This is a genomic window from Bradyrhizobium sp. ISRA436, from assembly GCF_029910015.1.
Taxonomy (GTDB): Bacteria; Pseudomonadota; Alphaproteobacteria; order Rhizobiales; family Xanthobacteraceae; genus Bradyrhizobium.
Map to the genome: position 1 here is coordinate 2,218,688 of NZ_CP094519.1, position 19,795 is coordinate 2,238,482.

General features: G+C 63.3%; 14 protein-coding genes and 1 tRNA gene. 7 read left to right on the forward strand and 8 right to left on the reverse strand.

Annotation, left to right across the window (positions count from 1 at the left end; genetic code table 11):
- Positions 1–163: 163 nt before the first annotated feature.
- Positions 164–3,604 (forward strand): AAA family ATPase, encoded by a 3,441-nt coding sequence (locus MTX23_RS10515; RefSeq protein WP_280978036.1) that lies wholly within the window; start codon positions 164–166, stop codon positions 3,602–3,604.
- Between the two features lie 294 nt (positions 3,605–3,898).
- Positions 3,899–5,248, forward strand: coding sequence for an IS701 family transposase (locus MTX23_RS10520; RefSeq protein WP_280972939.1), 1,350 nt, complete (start codon positions 3,899–3,901; stop codon positions 5,246–5,248).
- A 53-nt stretch (positions 5,249–5,301) separates the two neighbouring features.
- Here the strand turns inward: MTX23_RS10520 and MTX23_RS10525 are convergent.
- Positions 5,302–6,056 (reverse strand): IS5 family transposase gene (locus MTX23_RS10525; protein ID WP_280972604.1). Its coding sequence is split into 2 segments (ribosomal slippage): positions 5,302–5,723 and positions 5,723–6,056, totalling 756 coding nucleotides; the frame shifts between segments, so codons are not numbered across the junction.
- A gap of 832 nt (positions 6,057–6,888) precedes the next feature.
- Complete coding sequence (locus MTX23_RS10530; RefSeq protein WP_280976563.1) at positions 6,889–8,679, reverse strand: acyl-CoA dehydrogenase; 1,791 nt, start codon at positions 8,677–8,679, stop codon at positions 6,889–6,891.
- 232 nt (positions 8,680–8,911) lie between these two features.
- Here MTX23_RS10530 and MTX23_RS10535 point away from each other — a divergent pair.
- The 3 genes from MTX23_RS10535 (at position 8,912) to MTX23_RS10545 (ending at position 11,289) form a co-directional block, all read left to right on the forward strand.
- A tRNA-Gln gene (locus tag MTX23_RS10535) sits at positions 8,912–8,986 on the forward strand.
- Positions 8,987–9,176: 190 nt separating this feature from the next.
- Positions 9,177–9,503: a hypothetical protein gene (locus tag MTX23_RS10540; protein WP_280976564.1), complete on the forward strand. Its 327-nt coding sequence runs from the start codon at positions 9,177–9,179 to the stop codon at positions 9,501–9,503.
- A gap of 286 nt (positions 9,504–9,789) precedes the next feature.
- The gene (locus MTX23_RS10545; RefSeq protein WP_280976565.1) at positions 9,790–11,289 is read left to right on the forward strand and encodes a porin; all 1,500 of its coding nucleotides are present in this window, start codon (positions 9,790–9,792) and stop codon (positions 11,287–11,289) included.
- Between the two features lie 87 nt (positions 11,290–11,376).
- Here MTX23_RS10545 and MTX23_RS10550 read toward each other — a convergent pair whose 3' ends face one another.
- From MTX23_RS10550 to MTX23_RS10560, 3 genes are all read right to left on the reverse strand, one after another.
- Positions 11,377–12,411 carry an LLM class flavin-dependent oxidoreductase gene (locus tag MTX23_RS10550; protein ID WP_280976566.1) on the reverse strand — a complete coding sequence of 345 codons (1,035 nt, stop codon included), beginning with the start codon at positions 12,409–12,411 and terminating at the stop codon, positions 11,377–11,379.
- 262 nt (positions 12,412–12,673) lie between these two features.
- Positions 12,674–13,432, reverse strand: a complete 759-nt coding sequence (locus MTX23_RS10555; protein WP_280976567.1) for an SDR family NAD(P)-dependent oxidoreductase — start codon at positions 13,430–13,432, stop codon at positions 12,674–12,676.
- A 38-nt stretch (positions 13,433–13,470) separates the two neighbouring features.
- Positions 13,471–14,040, reverse strand: coding sequence for a TetR/AcrR family transcriptional regulator (locus MTX23_RS10560; RefSeq protein ID WP_280976568.1), 570 nt, complete (start codon positions 14,038–14,040; stop codon positions 13,471–13,473).
- Positions 14,041–14,147: 107 nt separating this feature from the next.
- Between MTX23_RS10560 and MTX23_RS10565 the strand changes: the two genes are divergently transcribed.
- A complete protein-coding gene (locus tag MTX23_RS10565; protein WP_280976569.1) occupies positions 14,148–14,936 on the forward strand; it encodes a crotonase/enoyl-CoA hydratase family protein in 789 nt (262 codons plus the stop codon).
- Positions 14,937–15,117: 181 nt separating this feature from the next.
- Complete coding sequence (locus MTX23_RS10570; protein ID WP_280976570.1) at positions 15,118–15,969, forward strand: division plane positioning ATPase MipZ; 852 nt, start codon at positions 15,118–15,120, stop codon at positions 15,967–15,969.
- 12 nt (positions 15,970–15,981) lie between these two features.
- On the opposite strand, the gene MTX23_RS10575 is transcribed toward MTX23_RS10570, so the two are convergent.
- The 3 genes from MTX23_RS10575 to MTX23_RS10585 all read right to left on the reverse strand — a co-directional run bounded on the left by MTX23_RS10575 (position 15,982) and on the right by MTX23_RS10585 (position 19,764).
- Positions 15,982–17,376, reverse strand: coding sequence for a hypothetical protein (locus tag MTX23_RS10575; protein ID WP_280976571.1), 1,395 nt, complete (start codon positions 17,374–17,376; stop codon positions 15,982–15,984).
- A gap of 180 nt (positions 17,377–17,556) precedes the next feature.
- Positions 17,557–18,417 carry a sugar phosphate isomerase/epimerase gene (locus MTX23_RS10580; RefSeq protein WP_280976572.1) on the reverse strand — a complete coding sequence of 287 codons (861 nt, stop codon included), beginning with the start codon at positions 18,415–18,417 and terminating at the stop codon, positions 17,557–17,559.
- Between the two features lie 3 nt (positions 18,418–18,420).
- A complete protein-coding gene (locus tag MTX23_RS10585; RefSeq protein WP_280976573.1) occupies positions 18,421–19,764 on the reverse strand; it encodes an MFS transporter in 1,344 nt (447 codons plus the stop codon).
- Between the last annotated feature and the right edge of the window lie 31 nt (positions 19,765–19,795).

Below are 19,795 nucleotides of genomic sequence, written 5' to 3' on the forward strand. Positions count from 1 at the left end.
GGGCAGAGTGCCTCCTCGATCGGCTTGGGTCATTGTTTTCGCACTTTGTGAACGCGTCCAGTCTGGGGTAAACCAAGCCCTGGCATCGTCGAACGAGGCCCATAGTCGCCGATGGCCTGCCGTCGGAGGGATCACCATGCCGGAGAAACAGCCAAGCGCGGATATGGAGGCTGCTCTCAAGCACTGGCTCGAAACCGTTGACCTCGGCCGGTACAGCGAGCTCTTTGCGCAGCATCGTATCGGTTTGGACGTCCTGCCCGATCTGACCGAGCAGGATCTGGTCGAACTTGGGCTTCCGCTCGGTGATCGCAAGCGCTTGCAGCGCGCGGTCGCTTCCCTGACCCGTTCGGCAAAAGGTCCGGCCGGCGATAGGAGCGTCGCAGAAAGCGTAGCGGTGAGCGCCGAGCGGCGCCAGCTGACCGTGATGTTCTGCGACATGGTCGGATCGACCTCGCTGTCCGAACAGTTCGATCCCGAAGACGTCCGCGATATGATCGCAAGCTTCAGGGAAAAGTGCGTCAGCGTGGTCAAGCGGTACGAAGGCTTCGTGGCCCGCTACCTCGGGGACGGCATTCTGGTCTATTTCGGCTATCCAAATGCGCATGAGGATGACGCCGAGCGGTCGGTGCGCGCGGCGCTCGAAATTGTGCGGAGCCTGTCGTCGGCGAGAGCGAGTGACGCCCGCAAAGTTACAAGTCATCGGCCCAGTGTGCGCATCGGGATTGCGACCGGCCTTGTTGTCGTCGGAGATCTGGTTGGACAGGACACAGAGGAGCGCGATTCCGCCGTCGGCGGGACGCCAAATCTGGCTGCCCGTCTGCAGGCCCTGGCGCCTCCAGACGGCGTCGTCATAGCGTCTTCGACGCAATCCCTGCTGAGAGGAAAGTTCGACTACCAGGACCTCGGATTTCACGCGCTGAAGGGAATATCCGCGAAGGCTCAGGCCTGGCTCGTGGTTCGGCCCTCCCGGGCGGAGACGCGATTTGCCGCAGCCATGGGCTCCAGATTGACGCCGCTGGTCAACCGCACCGAAGAGGTGGCGTTGCTGCTCACGCGTTGGCAGCAGGCGAAAGCCCATGAGGGCCAGGTCGTGCTGCTGACGGGCGAGCCGGGAATTGGAAAGTCCAGGATCGTTCAGGAGCTCCGGGAGCGGATCGCAAGCGATCAGCACGGACAGGTTTCGTTGCAGTGCTCTCCCTATTACAGCAGCACCGCTTTTCATCCCTTCATCGAGCATCTCAAATTCGCGCTCGGCCTTGACGGCGAAAACGCGTCTGCGCTGTGGCTGACCAGCCTTGAAGCCGGTGTCGCCGCCTCGAATGGCGAGGCGAAAACAGTGGTGCCGATCCTTGCGGCGTTGCTTTCAATTCCCACCGGGGACCGCTACGCGGCCCTGGATCTCTCGCCGCAGCAGCTGAAGGATGCGACCATTGCCACGCTCGTCAACCATCTGCTCGCGCAAGCGCGCGAGCAACCGCTCCTGATCGATTTTGAGGACGCACATTGGATCGATCCCACCTCGCGTGAGGTGCTCGATCTCCTGGTGGAGAACGTTCGCAACACGTCGATCCTCGTCGTGATCACCTGTCGTCCGGAGTTTCAGCCGGGCTGGAAGGGTCACGCGCACACCATCACGGCGAACCTCATGCGTCTCGGTCGACAGGTCCGCACGATATTGGTCGAACGTGTGGCGGGAGACAAGGAGCTTCCCAGAGAGGTGATTGAGGACATCATTATCAAAACCGATGGCGTGCCGCTCTTCCTTGAAGAGCTGACCAAGGCCGTTCTCGAATCCGACGTCTTGACTGAGCAACATGGACGCTACGTCTTGTCCGGTCCGTGGCATCAGCTCGCTATTCCCGCGACACTGAACGATTCCCTGATGGCCCGCCTCGACCGGATGGGATCGTTCAAGAAAATCGCGCAGATCGGCGCCACCGTCGGCCGCGAGTTCTCTTATGAGGTCCTTCGCGAGGTTGCCGACGCGCCGGCGGACCAGATCGAAGCCGCCCTGAACCATCTGGAGGCAGCCGGATTGATCGTCCGCTTCGGCTTCCTGCCGGAGGCGCTGTACTCATTCAAGCACGTAATGATCCAGAATGCGGCGCATGAAAGCCTGTTGCACAGCGAAAGAAGGACGCTGCACGCCAAGATCGCACGTGTGCTGGCTGAAAAATATCCGGAAAAGACCGAGCGCGAACCGGAGCTTCTCGCCTACCACCTGACCGAGTCCGGCCAAAGCGAGCCGGCTGCGAGTTTCTGGCTCAAGGCCGGCAAGCAGGCCGCAATGAAAGGCGCGACTTTGGAGGCGATCGGTCATTTGCGTCGTGGGCTCGGGGTTCTGCAAGCCTCGCCCGGCATGCAGGGCCGGAACGAGTCCGAGCTTGAGCTTCGCATCGCCCTGGGCACCGCCCTGATCGCGGCGAAGGGATACGCCGTGCAGGAAGTCGAGGAGAACTATGTGCGCGCGCTCGAACTCGGCCGGCATCTTGACAACATGGCGAAGGTCTTTGCGGCGACGCGCGGACTTTGGGTGTGCCACTTTATCCGCGGCGATCTCGCACGGGCGCATGAGCTGAGCGCGGAGCTCCTGAAGTTCGCAAGGCGGGAGGCATTGAACCAAAGATCGTCCGCGACGCAACAGACGGGATATCTGATCGAGGCGCATCGGGCGATTGCGATGACCATGCTGTATCGCGGGCGATTTGTCGCCGCCGAACATCATCTTCAGCGTTTCAGGAACCTGTACAGTCCGGAGCTGCACGGCGCCCTGACGGCAACGCATGGCATCCATCCTGGCATCGTCTCGCTCTCGTACCTCGGGTATCTGTCGTGGTTTCTGGGCCGTCCTGACGCTGCGCGCCAGTATAGCCAGCAGGCCATTTCGGAGGCTGAAGACCTTCGCCACCCCTTCACGCTGTCGTTTGCTTTGACCTTCGGCGCTTACGTTTGCCAGCATCTTCGCGATGTCGAAGGGACCCGCGATTGCGCCAACAGGGCACTAGCCCTCTCATCGGAACACGGCTTCCTGCATTGGAAGCATCAGACAACCATCCTGCGAGGATGGGCGATGACCGAGTTTGGCAATGTCGATGAGGGATTGAATCAGATGCGAATCGGCATCGACGGCTACGAGGGCATGAGTTCCTGGCTCGCCAGTTGCTGGTTCAGGAGCCTGCTCGCGAAGGCTTACGCAAATGCCGGCTTGCCGGATGCTGCCTTGCACGAACTCGATAGCGCATCGGCGATCGGGAGAAGAACGGGAGAGCATTTTTACGAAGCCGAGATCTATCGTCTGCAAGGCGAAATGACGCTCAATTACTCGAAATCATCGTCCGTCGAATCCGCAGAGCGAATGTTCCTCGCCTCGATCGAACTGGCGCGCAGGCAAAGCGCGCGGTCCTTTGAATTGCGGTCAGCTGTTAGCCTGGCGTGCCTATGGCGACATTCCGGCAAACACGCACGAGCGGCTGAGCTGCTGCTATCCATCGTCCGAACGTTCACGGAAGGTCTGCTTACGCCTGACGTCAAGGAAGCGCTCGAGCTGGCGAATGAACTGGGGCTGGAAATGCCCGGGGATCATGAATGGAGCGGGCGGGTCTGAGGATACCCCGCGCTGCACCCAGGCACTGATTTGCCCGACGGCGCAAGCCCCTCATGCGAAAATATTTCTGGTTTACAGAAATGCAACTCAGTGTATGAATGGCCCGTCTCACCCGCTTGAGGGGCGCTTCGCGATCGTCACGAGTGTTGGGTCGAGATGCGGTGGACGCCGAGCGCGTGACTGACGAGCGCACGCAAGGCGGACGGCGAAGTCGTGCAGGCCTGACGCCCTAACACTACTTTGGCAGATTATCGCTTTTACTGCGTTTTTTAGGATTCCCGAATCGATTTTTCAATGATTCATGGGTGGTCGGCTCTCGGAGGGCTGACCATGGCGGAGTGGGAAGACGAACTCGAACGCTGGCTGAAGCCGTTCCTGGATCGGTTGGGTCATAGGACCCGGCGGCGGATGTGTCCATTGTACGTTGCGGGATTGATCGGTCCCGGCGACCGCAAAAGCGTTCAGCCGATGGCGGAGCGCCTTGCCGCGGGCAACTACGATCAGTTGCACCATTTCATTGCCGACGGTGTCTGGGACGCGACTCCGCTGGAATCTGAACTGTTAAATCAGGCCGACCGGCTTGTCGGCGGCAAGGACGCGGTGCTCGTTATTGACGACACCGCAATGCCGAAGAAGGGCGAACGCTCGGTTGGCGTCGCGCCTCAATATGCGTCCTCTCTTGGCAAAACGGCAAATTGCCAAACGCTGGTGTCGCTGACCCTTGCGCGCGGCGAAGTGCCAGTAATGGTCGCGCTGCGTCTCTTTTTGCCCGAAAGCTGGACGAGCAATGTGTCTCGTTTGAAGCGTGCTCGCGTGCCGATCGAACACCGAACGGCACGATCCAAGCCGGAAATTGCTTTGGCCGAGGTTGACCGAGCGATGGCAGCCAACGTGCGCTTTGGATGCGTGCTGGCGGATGCAGGATACGGGCTTAGCGCACCGTTTCGACAGGGGCTAACAGAACGCGGCCTGGCCTGGGCCGTCGGCATCCCTCGGCATCTCAAGGTGTATCCGGTTGATGTACAGCTCATTTGGCCGATTACCAAAGTCCGCGGGAAGCCACGAAAGCACCACGTACCAGATGTCTTATCGATTGCGGCAGAACAAATGCTGGCCAGCGCCAAATGGAAAACCGTGAGTTGGCGCAGCGGAACGAAAGGTCGTCTGACAGCCCGATTTGCTGCTGTCCGTGTCCGCACCGCCGACGGCCCTCCGCAGCGGATTTGGGACAAGGGTCAGCAGCATCTCCCAGGCGACGAGGCCTGGCTCATTGGCGAGCAACGCGCCTCCGGGGAGAAGAAATACTATCTCGCCAATCTCCCGGCGGCGACGGATCTGCGCACGCTGGCCGCAACCATCAAGGCACGGTGGATTTGTGAGCAGGCGCATCAGCAGTTGAAGGAGGAGCTTGGACTGGATCACTTCGAAGGGCGATCATGGCAAGGTCTTCATCGCCACGCCCTGATGACCATGATTGCCTACGCCTTCCTGCAACATCGTCGCCTCGCACACGCGGGGCGGAAAAAAAAGAATCAACGGGCCTCCGCCTCAACCAACCATGCCCGCCGTACGTCACGCCATCGTCGATCTCATCCTTCGGCCGCCGTCTCAGCAGTGCCCATATTGCCGAAAGCAAATCCTTGAAAAGCAGTCGCGCAAACACATTCTGCCAAAGTAGTGCTAAGGTCCGGACTCAATCAGGTCCACCAAATGATAGCGGCAGCAAGATTGACGGCCGAGAGGAAGTTTCTGGCGAGCTTGTCATAGCGGGTTGCAATGCGCCGCCAGTCCTTGAGCCTGCAAAACATGCGCTCGACGAGGTTGCGCCGCTTGTATGCGGCGCGGTCGAACGGATGGAAGCGTTTTCGGGTGGGATTGTTTGGGATGACCGGGGTTGTTCCCCGTTCGATGAGGAATTGCCGCAGTTCGTTCGCGTCATAGGCCGTGTCGGCCGCACAGCAACGCGGTGGTGGCAGAGAGCTGAGCAGGGGCAGCGCCGCGCGGATGTCACCACGCTGACCTGGCGTTACTTCGAGCGCGATGGCGCGTCCGAGACTGTCGCAGACGGCGTGGATCTTGGTGGTCCTGCCACCGCGGGAACGACCGATGGCCTGAGCCTCCGCCCCCCTTTTCCACCGGCCGCCGCACGGTGCGCCTTGGCGGTCGTGGAATCGATGGCCTGGAAGTCGTCATCGGGCGACAGGCCCCGAAGTGCTTCGAACAGATTGCGCCAGACCTCGCGCCGCGACCAGCGGTTCCAGCGATTGTAGACGGTCGTGTAAGGGCCGAACACTGCCGGGCAATCGCGCCAGCGGCAGCCGGACTTCAACACATGGATGATGCCACTGATCACGCGGCGATCATCGACTCGACGAGCGCCGGGCTGATTTTGCGGCAGCAAGGGCTCGATTGCTGCCCACTGCCGATCATTCAACCAAAACTCGCCCGCCATGATCCAAGCCCCGCAAATGCAGAGCTTGAATCATATCTCCACGTAAAATTATACATCTGATTGAGTACAAACCTTAGTGGCAGGTGTCTCCTTGCAAAGCGCGCAGCGCTTTTGCAAAGGCAGCACTTTTGCAAAGACGGTGACAACAAAGCCCAGTCTCGCCGGGGAGAGCACGTATAAGCCGTAACCCATCGCGCAGGGAAAGCCGGGATTGCTCCGGTTTCACCTGTGGTCCTACCTCCCGCGTTTTTTACTACGCGGGACCCATGGGTGCGATCGGCACCCGGCTTTCCCTGCGCCCTCTGCTCAAGAGAGGGCGAAACGAACGGCAAAAGCTCGGACAAATCATGTCGCGAGAACGCGAGGCCATATCTCCACGACTGTCATCGCCCGCGAAAGCGGGCGATCCAGTATTCCAGAGGCAGCAGTGATTGAACCGAGAGGCCGCAGCGTACTGGATACCCCGCATGCGCGGGGTATGACGGCGGGGCGGAGCGATGGATTGCTTCCGCCTTCACCGAGGCTTCGGCGGACAAGTCGTCGCTTCAGCGCAAAACTGCTTTGCAATTTTGTCGCGAGCTCCTCGCAGTGACGCAGTTTGGTGCAGGCGCGCGCCACATATTTGCTGTCGTCCTGGCGAAAGCCAGGACCCATACTCACGAATGATTATTGTTGCGCGATGCTGGAAAGATGAGTCCCGTTCACAACACCGGCCGCGGCGTATGGGTCCCGGCCCCCGCGCGCAATCGCGCACTAGGCCGGGACGACGGCGGTGCATGTGGAGCTATCCCGCGGCACGACAATGAACTTGCCGCCCTGTTCGAGCGATCGGCTACCCCGCCAGCACCGCGTCCGCGCCATTCACGGCGTCGGCGCTGTCGGTGACGGTCTTCTCCAGCGACGGCGCCTGCACCGCGACATTCTCGGCGAAGAAGCGCGCCAGCGCGACGTAGCGTTGCGGCTCGGCCTCGCCGTTGGCTTTCGCGGCCAGCGCTTCGCCGGCCAGCATGCAGCCGCCAAGGGTGGCGCCGAACAGCCGCAAGTACGGCGTTGCGCCGGCGAGCGCATCGTTCGGCGCGGTCGCGAGACGCTCGAGCAGCCATTTGCTCGTGCGCTCGAGCGCGGCGTGCGCGTCGCGCAGCTTTGCGCCGGTCGTGCCGAACGCCGGATCGTTGGAGGCCTCGACCTGCTTGATAACAGCGGCGAGCTCATCGAGCAGCGCCCACACCGAGGCGCCACCATTGGCGCCGAGCTTGCGGGTGACGAGGTCGATCGACTGGATGCCGTTGGTGCCCTCATAGATCGAGGTGATGCGGGCGTCGCGATAATGCTGCGCGGCGCCGGTCTCCTCGATGAAGCCCATGCCGCCATGGATCTGGACGCCGAGATAGGCGACCTCGTTGCCGATATCGGTGGAGAACGCCTTCGCAATCGGCGTCAGCAGCGCGCCGCGCGCGGCGGCGTCGCTGCGCACCTTGGCGTCCTTGGCGCGCACGGCGACGTCGAGCGCGACCGCAGTGGCGTAGCAGATCGAGCGGGCCGCCGCCGTCATGCTGCGCATCTGCATCAGCATGCGCTTGATGTCGGGATGCACGATGATCGGATCCATCCCGTCGCCCTTGTGGCCGACCGCCTTGCCGATAGCCTTGCCTTGGCGGCGCTCCTGCGCGTAGGCCAGCGCCTGCTGGTAGGCGCGGTCGGCAATGCCGACGCCCTCGAGGCCGACACCGAGCCGCGCCTGGTTCATCATCGTGAACATGCAGCGCATGCCCTGGTTTTCCTCGCCGATCAGGTAGCCGATCGCGCCGCCCTTGTCGCCCATGGTCATGGTGCAGGTCGGCGAGGCGTGGATGCCGAGCTTGTGCTCGACGCCGGAGGCGTAGATGTCGTTGCGTTCGCCGAGCGAGCCGTCGGCGTTGACCAGGAATTTGGGCACGAGGAACAGCGAGATGCCCTTGGTGCCGGCGGGCGCATCGGGCAATCGCGCAAGCACGAAATGCACGATGTTGTCGGTCATGTCGTGCTCGCCATAGGTGATGAAGATCTTGGTGCCCTTGATGCGATAGGTGCCGTCTGCCGCGCGCTCGGCGCGGGTGCGCAGCGCGCCGACGTCGGAGCCGGCGCTCGGCTCGGTGAGCTGCATCGTGCCGGTCCATTCGCCGCTGATCATCTTCGCCAGATAGATCTTCTTCAGCTCCTCGCTGCCATGGGCGTCGAGCGCCTCTATCGCGGACAAAGTGAGCAGCGGGCAGAGCCCGAAGGCGATGTTCGACGCGCTCCAGATCTCGGTGCAGGCGGCGTTGATCGCGAGCGGCAGGCCCTGGCCGCCGAACGCTTCCGGTCCCGACACCGCGTTCCAGCCCGCGGCGGTCCAGCGCTGATAGGCGTCGGGCCAGCCGGGCGCGGTCACGACCTTGCCGTTGTCGAGCTTGATGCCGTGCTCGTCGCCGACGCGGTTGAGCGGCGCCAGCACATCGGATGCGAACTTGCCGGCCTCCTCCAGGACGGCGCCGGTGATGTCGCCGTCGAAATCGCCGTAGTGGCCGGCCTTCACGGCGGCAGCGAGCCCCGCACCGTGATTGAGCGAGAGCAGGATATCGTTGATCGGCGCACGGTAGGTCATGGCGTTACTCCCGACGAGGCGTTTGGGAATTGTCTTCCCATGAAACCCGGCGCCTCTCAACTGTTCGACGCCGTCCGGCGCGATGGAAGCGGGCGGCATCGGCCGTCGCGGTATCACACCATTATATTGGTGGCGCGGACATCATCCTGCGGCTTTGGCGCGATTTCGATCGGCGCCCTGTTGAAATGGCCGCCCTCACTCTATAGACCGGCGTTGCCCTCGATCGGCGCGTTGGGGCGTAGCCAAGCGGTAAGGCAGCGGATTTTGATTCCGCCATTCGGAGGTTCGATCCCTCCCGCCCCAGCCACAGACTGCTCTTGCCCGGCGAATTTCTGGTCGGAAGCGGAGAATCTTCCATCGCCGATCATCTGCGAAGAACAAAGCTATCGATCGCGCGTGCTGGACGCGTCGCCGGTCCATCAACCAAACGTCCCAGGATGGCGGGCGCCGCTGCATGGGCTTGTCCAGGCTATCGCCCGCCTGGAACGGTGCCGCCAATGCCAGCGGACCTGGCGCAACGCCTCTGGCGTGGCGGATCGTTCCGCGCCTTCAGCGGTCGCTATGCACCGTTCGGTGCACGAGTCGGCGGTATCGGACGGCCGCTATGTCGCTCAGATATCGGCACTTTCCGTACGAAAGTCTGGCCGGAAACCGGAATCAGCGTGGCTCAGTGGGGCGCAAAATGTCCGCGCTTTCCGGCGGACGACGCGTTTTGCACACCGTTCCCCATCATGTTGCCCAAATCTGCGCCGGTCAATCCAATCTCAGATATTTTCTTTCTATATCAATGGCTTAAGAAGATGCCGCAGTTCAAAAGCCCGTGATATTTGTGCAACAATTGCCCGAAAACAGCCGCAACCGGCCCAAAACCGAGCGGTCTTTTGTTGCGTGATCGGGGGCCTTCTGTCTCATATGGAACTACGACGGAGGGGGGCATCCCGAGGTCGTCCCGTTCTAGGTGGTTCGCTTAAGTCCCTCGCGTTCATGCGGGTGTGTCCGAAGGCGCGAAATGGCCAAGCGGGGATTTAGGGGACAAGGGAACCAACCTGAGGGTGTTCTACCCGGCGGATCCGGAACCTTCCCTGAGATAGAGCAACTTGGAGGTTTAACATGAAGATGGTTAAGAGCCTTATCCTCGGCTCGGCGGCGGCTCTGGTCGCGGTCGGCGGAGCTCAGGCGGCTGACCTTCCCGTCAAGGCCAAGGCCATTGAATACGTGAAGGTTTGCTCCCTGTATGGTCCCGGCTTCTACTACATTCCGGGCACCGACACCTGTATCAAGCTGGGCGGCTACCTGCGCGTGGACGTCTTGGCGAACACCAACTCGAGCGACACCGGCAACACGGGTCTTCCGGCCAGCGCGAACAACCGCTTCACCAACGGCTACACCTGGCGCTCTCGTGAAGACCTGAACATCGATACGCGCACCGCGACCGAATACGGCGTGCTCCGCACGTTCTTCGATGCGACCTTCACTTGGACCTCGGGCAGCTTCGCCGGTGCCGGTAATGGGACGACGACCTACTCGGGTGACGCTGTCGCGGGCGGTTCGCTCGGCGTCTACTACGCCTTCATCCAGTTCGCCGGCTTCACGATCGGTAAGGCCGTCTCGCAGTTCTCGGCTCCCTGGGCCAACTATCCGGGCAACAACTTCGACGGTCTCGTCGGCGGCGGCGGCACGATCACTGGTGTGAACCAGTTCACCTACACCGCGCAGTTCGGCAACGGCGTGTCGCTGTCTCTGTCGGCTCAGGATCAGACCCAGTACTATCAGGCTGGTGTGAACAACCTCGCCGTTCCCGGTGCCCTCGGATATGGCACCAGCGACTATGCCGGAACGATCGCTCCGGATCTCGTGGCGATGCTGCGGGTCGATCAGGCTTGGGGTCTGTTCCAGGCGTCGTTCGCGGCGCATGACAACCACGCTGCCTACTACGGCGGCACCGAGTTGACCGGTCATCCGGACGACAAGTGGGGCTGGGCGGGTCAGTTGGCCTTGTCGATCAAGAACATCCCGACCGGGCCTGGCGACACCATCAACATGCAGGGTGTCTACACGGACGGTGCGACCCGTTACAACATCCAGGATCTCGCTGGTCAGGCTGGTGCGAACCAGATCTACGGTGGCACCAACATCCCTGGCGTCTACCAGAGCGTCGGTATCGGCTTTGCGCCTGACACGGTCTTCGCTCCCGGCATTTCGCAGCAGACGGTCAAGACCTGGGGCTTCCGTGGTGCCTACACCCACAACTGGGATCCCTACTGGAACACCGCTATCTACGGTGCTTACGCGCAGGTCATGTACAACGACACGGCTAAGACCCTGCTCTGCGGCGTTGGCGGTGTCGGCGGTACAGTCCGCACGGCTCTCGGTGCCGGCGTCGTCAACTGCAACCCCGACTACAACATTGCGCAGCTTGGTGTGATCACCCGCTGGACCCCGGTCAAGAACCTGACCTTCTCGGCCGACGTGACCTACACTCACCTCGACCAGAAGTACACCGGCGTCGCCGTGGCACCCAACGCTACTGTTGCCAAGCCAGCAGCTCTGTATGAGCTGAAGGATCAGGACACTGTGCTCCTGCTCCTCCGTGCTCAGCGCAACTGGTAATACCGGTTGATCTGATCAGGATCTAACGGAACCCCCGGCGGGAAACCGTCGGGGGTTTTGCTTTTTTTTGGCAATGCCGGCGACGAGTCACGACGCCAGCATGTCGCGGACCATCGGCACCACCTTGCGGCCATACAGCTCGATGCTCTTCATCAGCTGCTCGTGCGGCAGCGGCCCCGCCGAATATTTCAGCTGGAAGCGCGCCAGCCCGAGCGCCTTCACGGTTGCCGCGATCTTGCGCGCAACGGTTTCCGGCGCGCCGACATAGAGCGATCCGTGCTCGGCCTCCTGCACGAACTCGTCACGCCCCATCGGCGGCCAGCCGCGCTCCTTGCCGATTCGGTCGCGCATGACCTTGTAGTCGGGCCACAGCTCCTCCCTGGCCTGGGCGTCGGTCTCCGCGACATAGCCCGGCGAGTGCACGCCGATCGGCTTCGGCTCACGGCCGAACTGGCTGTAGGCGCGCTGGTGCAACTCGACATAGGGCGCAAAACGTTTGGGATCGCCGCCGATGATGGCGAGCATCAGCGGCAGATCGTAATGCGCGGCGCGCACCACCGATTCGGGGCTGCCGCCGACACCGATCCAGGTCTTCAGCCGGCCGTGCTCGACCGGCGGATAGACCGACTGGTTATTGAGCGGCGGACGCAGCTTGCCCTGCCAGCTCACCGGCTCCTGCTTGAGGAGCTCGGTGAACAGGTCGAGCTTCTCCTCGAACAGCTCGTTGTATTGCCGCAGGTCGAAGCCGAACAGCGGGAACGACTCGGTGAAGGAGCCGCGGCCGAGGATCACCTCGGCGCGGCCGTTCGAGACCGCATCGACGGTGGCAAACCGCTGGAACACGCGGATCGGGTCGTCCGAGCTCAGCACGGTCACCGCCGAACCGAGGCGGATGTTTTTGGTGCGGGCGGCGATCGCCGCCAACACGGTTTCGGGGGAGGAGATCGCGAAGTCGGCCCGGTGGTGCTCGCCGAGCCCGATAAAGTCGATCCCGATCTCGTCTGCGAGAACAGCCTCGTCGACGACGTTGCGGATCACCCGGGCATGCGGAAGCGCTGCGCCGGCCGCGTCCTTGGTGACGTCGCCGAACGTGTCGAGCCCAAATTCGAGGGAGGTGGTCATCGGTCAATCCAGTTGTCGGCGTGGCGGGCATCCGCCACGGGCCGCCAACCGCGCACGAGTGGGGAGATCGGCCTGCGGCAACGTGTCCGCAAGTCCGTGCGCGATAGCGGCTTCGGTTGGGATGGAGAGCAACTAATGGCTGTTGGCAGCGGGACAAGGCCGTGCCGCGAAACGCAGGGTTTCCGCGTCTCGCGGGCGCGTGGCCGTCGGCAGGCCACCTTACGTCAGTCCGGGACGACCAGATCGGCGTCGCCGGCAGCCGTCAGAACGACTCCGCCCATGGCCGCAGGTCGAGCTCAAGCGTCCAGGCGCTGCGATGCTGGTGGTGCAGCACCCAATACGCATCCGCGATGGCCGCGATGTTGAGCAGCCCGTCCGGTCCGCGGTCCTCCTTCAACTGCGGCCGCACGCTGAGCAAGCGATACCCCTCGATGCCGCCATCCACGACGACATGGCCGACATGGATGCCCTGCGGGCCGAATTCGCGTGCCACGCTCTGCGCCAGCGCGCGGAGCGCAGCCTTGGCTGCGGCGAACGGCGCGTAGTTGGCCTTGCCGCGCAGCGAGCCGCTTGCGCCGGTGAACACCAAGGTGCCGCCGCCGCGCTTCAGCAGCGCCGGGATCGCGGCCTGTGCCAGCTGGAAACCGCCGAGCGCGTGCTCGCGCCAATGCTCCTCGAAGCGTTGTGCGCTGACCTTGAGGAACGGCGCGGGCCGGTTGGAGCCGGCATTGTGCACGGCCATGGCGAGCGGTGCGAGCTGCTCGGCCACCTCGACGAAGCGGGCAACATCGGCCGCCGTGGATGCGTCGCCAACCACGTGGGCGACCTTCGCGCCGGTTGCGGCGAGCTCGGTCGCGGTCGCGGCAAGCTTCTCGGCGTTGCGGCCGGCGATTGCAACGGGATAGCCGCCGGCGGCAAAGCGACGCGCAATCGCGGCGCCGAGCCCGTTCGACGCACCGACGCCTGCAATCAGCACGCTGCCCTGCACGGCGGCCGGCTCGAGGATGGATCGATCATTCATTGCTCACTCCATCGGCTCGGCCCGCGTCGCGGGCCTGTTCATTGGTTCGACGCCATGGCGACGACGCCGTCGCGCACCGTGCGCAGGACGGCATCGGACCGTTTCTGATCCGTGATCACCCGCGAGATTGCGAGCGCGCCGACCATCGCACTGACGGCCATCATCGCGCGGGTATCGTCGTCGTCGCCGAGCGCCTGTGCGACCTTGGCGATGAACGCCTCGATATGCGGCTCCATCACTGCGCGGCACTCTTCGTCCGCGCGGCCGACGTCCGAGATCAATGCGGCAATCGCGCAGCCGGATTTGCGGGCGTCGCGATGTGTGCGGCTCAGGTAGCTCCGGGCCATCGAACTCAGGCTGACCTGCTTGTCGGGATCGCGTGATGCGCGCGCCGCGGCTTCACCGGCGGCCAATGCTTGTTCCAGTGCCGCTGCGATCAGGTCGGAGCGCGAAGCGAAGTGCCCGTAAAAACCGCCGTGGGTGAGATTCACCTTCTGCATCAGACTGCCGATGCTGATTGCGTCCAGTCCCTTGTCACGGATCTGCGTCGCGGCCTCGTTCAGTATTCGCTCGCGACTCCTGGCCTTGTCGGCCTGGGAATGGCCCATCTTGCGTCACCCTCAGCAATTTGACTCTTCGTGAGGATTATGACCATCATACATCTACATGACAAGCATAATCCAGAATGAACGTGTCACAAGAATGGGAGGAACCGATGTCTGGCAGCGCGAGCGAAGGGCGGGTCCGTCACGAACGGCATGACCGAATCCTGAAGATCGTCATCGACAATCCCGCGAAGAAGAACGCGTTCAGCCCGGAGATGATGGCGGAGCTGTCGGACGCGCTCACGCTGCTCGACAACGACGAAAGTCTCTGGGTCGGCGTGCTCTGCGCGGCCGGAGACAATTTCACGGCCGGCCTCGACATGCCGAAATTCTTCGGTCCGACCGCGACGCGCAAGCCGTTGCCGGAAGGCAATGTCGACCCGTTCGGGCTCTCGAAGCGATGCCGGAAGCCGATCGTCACCGCGGTGCAGGGCATCGTGTTCACGGTGGGCATCGAGATGATGCTGGCGGGCGACATCGTTGTCGCCGCCGATGATTGTCGCTTCTGCCAGATGGAGGCAAGGCGCGGGATCGCACCGCTGGCGGGCGCGCATTTCCGCTACATCAGCCGCGCAGGGTGGGGTGATGCGATGTACCATCTCCTGCTGTGCGACGAGTTCTCGGCGGCCGAAGCGCATCGGATCGGCCTCGTGCAGGAAGTCATGCCGGCGGGACAGCAGGTCGAGCGCGCGATGGCGCTGGCCGAAATCATCGCGCGGAACGCGCCGCTCGGGATCCAGGTGACGAAGGAAGCGGGCCGCAAGTTCATCGAGGCCGGCGAGCAGGCCGCGATTGCGATCATTCCGCAGATCCGCGAACGCGTGCTCAACACCGCCGACGCGGCCGAGGGTATCAGGTCGTTTGTGGAGCGCCGCGCCGCCGTGTTCCAGGGCCGCTAGCTGCGTTCACGATACGTGCCCGACAAAGTGCGGTTGTGGCAATGATGTCGCACCCGCCGCCTTTCTATCATGACGGCATTGCGACGACTCTTGTCGAGATTCATCGAATCAGGGAGACTCGAATCCATTATTTAAATTCTACTTCATCCTGCTTTGGCTCAAGCGTCCGGTATGGATTCGCATGACAAACGCACGTGTAATTGTCGTAGGAAACAACAAAGGCGGCTCGGGCAAATCGACGATTGCCATGCATGTCGCCATCGCGCTGATCAAGGCGGGGCAGCGCGTTGCCACCATCGATCTCGACAACAAGCAGAAGTCGCTTACGCACTACGTCGATAATCGGCGGGATTGGGCGCGGGAAGCGTCGCTGGACCTCGACGGTCCGACGCATATGTGCTTCGAGACAGTGAACGGAAGGACCAGCGAGGTCGAGACACTCGGGCGCAGCGCGCTTGCCGAAATCGTCGAGCGGCTCAGCCGGTCGCATGATTTCGTCGTCGTCGACTGTCCCGGTCACGACACTTACCTGACCTCGTTCACGCATTCGCTGGCGAGTACGCTGATCACGCCGCTGAATGACAGCTTCCTCGATTTCGATGTGCTCGGGACTGTCGACCCGAACGACTTCAAGGTGACCGGCATCAGCCATTATTCGAAGATGGTGGAGGAGGCGCGGCGCGAGCGCAGTGCCAATGATCAGCCGGCGTTCGAGTGGGTGGTGTTGCGCAATCGCCTGTCCACGCTCGGCTCGCGCAACAAGCGCCTGGTCGGCGACGCCCTGAGCGAACTGTCGAAGACGCTGAACTTCCGCCTCGTCGACGGATTGGCCGAGCGGCTGATCTTCCGCGAATTCTATCCGCGCGGATTGACGGCGGTCGACGATATCAGCCAACTCGCGCCCGGAGCGCGTCCAACGATGTCGCATGTCACGGCGCGGCTCGAAATGGAGCGGCTGATGACGGCGATCATGCTCGGCCATCTGATTGCGGGACCGCCGGAGACCTCCGACGCCGACCGCAGCGCCGCGTAAGGCATCCGGTCGCTACGGACAGTCCGCATTCCCAGCCTTGGCTACGACCAGGAATGTGATCGTTGCCGGCGCGAACATGATCGTTCCGGCGGTGGTCGCTTCGCCGGTGAGCGGCGGAAGCTGGTCCGAGGCATCCAGCGCCAGTGTCGTTCGATTGAGCCGAACCGAGCCATCAGCGAGATTGTCGCTCGCCAGCGTGTAGCGTTGCGCGGTCGCCGGCAACACCAGTCCACTCGGCTTGTCCCGGTCGTTGTTGATGACGAGCAGGGCGACGCCGCCTGGCGTGTCGCGCGCGCAATGGGCGTAGACGTGGAAGCCGGGGCGCGCTGCGATACCGGGATCCAGCACGGTCGTTCCCATCAATCGCCGCCACAGCAGTGCGGCCCAATAGTTCGGCCGCGGCAGATGGGTGTGCTCGTCGAGCAGCCCATAATCGCTCGCTGCGAGCGTGTTGTGCATCACCACCCGGACGCCGGCCCTCGCCAGCCGCCCGAGCTGATCGAGGTAGCGGAACGTATCGGTGAAGGTAGCGGCCCAGCGGTTGCCGCCGCATGCCGTCTCTCCGGTCTCGGTCAACCAGATCGGCTTGCCCGGTGCGAGGCGATCGCGCAGCGCCTTGTAGAAGGCAAACGTCTTGCCGGTTCTGGACAGCCATTCGTCCGACAATGCGGCCTCCGGTGTGCGATCGCCGGCGCATCGGGTCGACAGCGCACCATAGTGATGATAGGAAATCGTATCGACGCCTGGTGCCGCCGCCGCGAAAAGCGCCGCGGCGTCCGCGCCGGTGCCGGCCGTACCCGGGCCGAGGATGGTGACATCAGGCGCTGCGCTCTTCATGAATGCGTGGAACGTGGCCAAGTCCCGGCCGTAGGCCGCAGCATCGTAGCCGCGAGGGGCGCCGCCGATCGCCGGAAGATCGGGCTCGTTCATGAATTCAGTCGCGGCGAGATGTCCACCGATGGATCGGGTGAAGGCGAGCAGCTGTCGGGCTTGCTGCGATGTCCAGCGACCGTTGGCATCCCGTGTGCCGGCGCTGATCGCGAATGACGTGACGATCGGCGCGTCGACAGTGCGTGAGAAGTCGATGACGTCGCGCCATTGCTGCCGTGTGAGAACGCCCTTGAAGCCCGCAGGCGGCGCGGATGGTGGGGTGTCTGTATCTGCAAAGAACGTGCTGTTGGCCCAGGTCCCGCTGACGCGAAGATAGGCGGGAGCCAGCGCCGCGGCGAGCCTGCGCAGCCTGACATCGTGGAGATCGATCGGGGCGCGCGTTGCGAACCGGTCGGCTTTCGCGGTGGCTTGCACATCGGCTGCGGCGTAGGGCCTCCAGAACCGTCCGCCGGTTACCTCGACCATCTCGATGTTGTAGGACTGGAAGCGCGCGTCGACGGTCGCAACGCGCGGCATGGTCGCGACATTCAGCGTCAGCTCCGCTGCGTGTGCTCTTGTGCACGCGAAGACCGCCGTGATCGCGGCGACGATGCACGCGAAGCATCGGAGCGATTGGGTTCGACCATGCGCGCGCAAGGGTCCTCGCAGCGTCCTGAACTCCGGTTCGTGTCAGGATGCCGCTGGGGTGACGTGGAATCAACGTAAGCGTTGGTCCTGTGGCTCGTTCACGATGCGATCCCAAAGCGCACGGATCATGTCCTTCATGACCAGCGCGTCCTGCCAGCGATCGGACAGTTCCCGGCCGTCCGGTCCCGTGATGGCGTAAGGTGGAGGACCGAGCTCGCAGAGAAAGGTCAGTGTCGCATCAGGGCCGGCGCGTTTCCGCCAGGAGCGGATGGCGTAGTCCCACCAGCCCATGAACAGGGAGACCCAGCCCTGATGTTGCGGAAAGCCGAGCGAGATCTGCACCTGCTCGCGGCTCGCGATGCGGCCGTGGATGCCCCAGGCGTTGTCGAGGATGCGATGGATCAGCGCGTGGTTGACGTCGTCGACCGGCCAGGCGAATTCGCGGCCGACCAGGTAGTGTGAAAGATCGGCGGTCAGGCGCAGATCGGGAAAGCAGTCGAGCAGGTCGAGCGTGAAGAACAGATCGGTCGTCATGCGGTCGCGGTGGGTTTCGACATGCACCGCAACACGCGCCCGCTCGCCAAGCCGCCGCCAGCCTTCGAGCAGGGGAATGCAATCCGCAAGCCGCCGCGGGCGGACATCCGGCTGCAGGTTGACGTGATCGGCGCCGAGCTGGGCCACCAGCTCGAGCACCGGTTTCAGGTCATCGACCGTCTTCGGATAGCACTGCGCCTGCCAGATCATGCCGTGCGCGCGAAGGAAGCTCGTGACTTCACGCGCGAAGGACGGATCGATGAAACGCACGCCGGCGCCGTCAAACCCGGCGTCGCGGATCATCGCGAGCTGGGTCTGCAACGGCCATTCCGGCTCGTCGGTCAGCCGCCGCTCCATCGCCCAGAGCGACTGCAGGACGCGAAGCTGTTGCGCCATGGATCAGGCCCGCGACGGGATCGCCGCGGGCAGTTCCTCCCGCGCGGTCTCGTCCGCCGCAATGTTCTCCTGATAGGTCTCAGGCCCGATCCAGATCGCGACCACCGTGCAGGCGGACAGGAACATGGCGTAGCAGGCAACAGGCCACCAGGTGCCATAGGCTGCTACCAACGCGGTCGCGACGAACGGCGCCGGGCCGCCCGACAGCAGCGAGCCGAGTTCGCGCGCGAAGGCGAAGCCGGCGAAGCGGCGCTGCGGCGGGAACAGTTCGGCGAAATAGGCGGCCTGCGGCCCGAACATCGCGGCGGTCACGACGGCGCGCGCCAGGATGAAGGCGAGCGCAATCATGATCCAGCTCTTGGTGCCGACCATCCAGAAGAACGGGAAGGCGAGCGCCACGCCGGCCAGTGCGCCGAACATGTAGACCGGCCGCCGCCCGATCCGATCGGACAAGGCGGCAAAGCCCAGGATCGCGAATAGCTCGACCGTGAAGGCCAACATCAGTGCGCTCAGCGCCTCCGATTTTGGCACGCCGAGGGTGGTGATCACGTAGCTCAGGCCGAACACCGGGAAGAAATAGCCGAGCCCGTTCTCGGCCATCCGCGCGCCGAGCACGACGAGGAAGTTGCGCGGATGACGTCGCAACGCTTCCATTGCCGGATTGCTCTCGACCTTGCCGCGTTCGACCACGGCCTCGGTATAGACCGGCGTCTCGGTCACGCGCATGCGGACGAAGATGCCGACGACGATCAGCAGGAAGCTTGCCAGGAACGGCAGGCGCCAGCCCCAGCTCATCAGGTCTTCGCGCGGCAGTACCGTCACCAGCGCGAAGGCGCCGGCGGCAAGCAGATTGCCGACCGAGACGCCGAGCGGCGCAAAGCCGCCCCAGAAGCCCCGGTGCTTCGGCGGAGCGTTCTCGACGAGGTAGATCACCGCGCCGCCATACTCGGCGCCAGCGCCGAGACCCTGGATCACGCGCATCGCTACCAGCAAGAGCGGCGCCCAGACTCCGACCTGCGAATAGGTCGGCAGAAGGCCGATCGCGGTGGTGCCGATACCGATCATCAGCAGCGTCGCAACCAGCACCGGCTTGCGGCCATAGCGGTCGCCGAGGATGCCGAACAGCAGGCCGCCGAGCGGCCGCACCACGAAACCGACGCCGAAGGTGAGGAACGACAACAGCGTGCCGACGATGGGATCACTCTTCGGAAAGAACAGCTCACCGAACACCAGCGCGGCGGCGGTGCCATAGAGGAAGAAGTCGTACCATTCGAGCGCGGAGCCGACGCTTGCGGCCAGAATCACACGCAGGCGCGATTTGCTGGCGCCATCTGCCATCTTGGTCATTCGTTTCCCCGTTTGTGTGTTTTTATGTATC

Bases quoted from the DNA above. Each gene is read 5' to 3' on its own strand.
- MTX23_RS10515 (WP_280978036.1), top strand. From the start codon at position 164: ATGGAGGCTGCTCTCAAGCACTGGCTCGAAACCGTTGACCTCGGCCGG.
- MTX23_RS10520 (WP_280972939.1), top strand. From the start codon at position 3,899: ATGATTCATGGGTGGTCGGCTCTCGGAGGGCTGACCATGGCGGAGTGG.
- MTX23_RS10530 (WP_280976563.1), bottom strand. From the start codon at position 8,679: ATGACCTACCGTGCGCCGATCAACGATATCCTGCTCTCGCTCAATCAC.
- MTX23_RS10540 (WP_280976564.1), top strand. From the start codon at position 9,177: ATGCCAGCGGACCTGGCGCAACGCCTCTGGCGTGGCGGATCGTTCCGC.
- MTX23_RS10545 (WP_280976565.1), top strand. From the start codon at position 9,790: ATGAAGATGGTTAAGAGCCTTATCCTCGGCTCGGCGGCGGCTCTGGTC.
- MTX23_RS10550 (WP_280976566.1), bottom strand. From the start codon at position 12,411: ATGACCACCTCCCTCGAATTTGGGCTCGACACGTTCGGCGACGTCACC.
- MTX23_RS10555 (WP_280976567.1), bottom strand. From the start codon at position 13,432: ATGAATGATCGATCCATCCTCGAGCCGGCCGCCGTGCAGGGCAGCGTG.
- MTX23_RS10560 (WP_280976568.1), bottom strand. From the start codon at position 14,040: ATGGGCCATTCCCAGGCCGACAAGGCCAGGAGTCGCGAGCGAATACTG.
- MTX23_RS10565 (WP_280976569.1), top strand. From the start codon at position 14,148: ATGTCTGGCAGCGCGAGCGAAGGGCGGGTCCGTCACGAACGGCATGAC.
- MTX23_RS10570 (WP_280976570.1), top strand. From the start codon at position 15,118: ATGACAAACGCACGTGTAATTGTCGTAGGAAACAACAAAGGCGGCTCG.
- MTX23_RS10575 (WP_280976571.1), bottom strand. From the start codon at position 17,376: ATGCCGCGCGTTGCGACCGTCGACGCGCGCTTCCAGTCCTACAACATC.
- MTX23_RS10580 (WP_280976572.1), bottom strand. From the start codon at position 18,417: ATGGCGCAACAGCTTCGCGTCCTGCAGTCGCTCTGGGCGATGGAGCGG.
- MTX23_RS10585 (WP_280976573.1), bottom strand. From the start codon at position 19,764: ATGACCAAGATGGCAGATGGCGCCAGCAAATCGCGCCTGCGTGTGATT.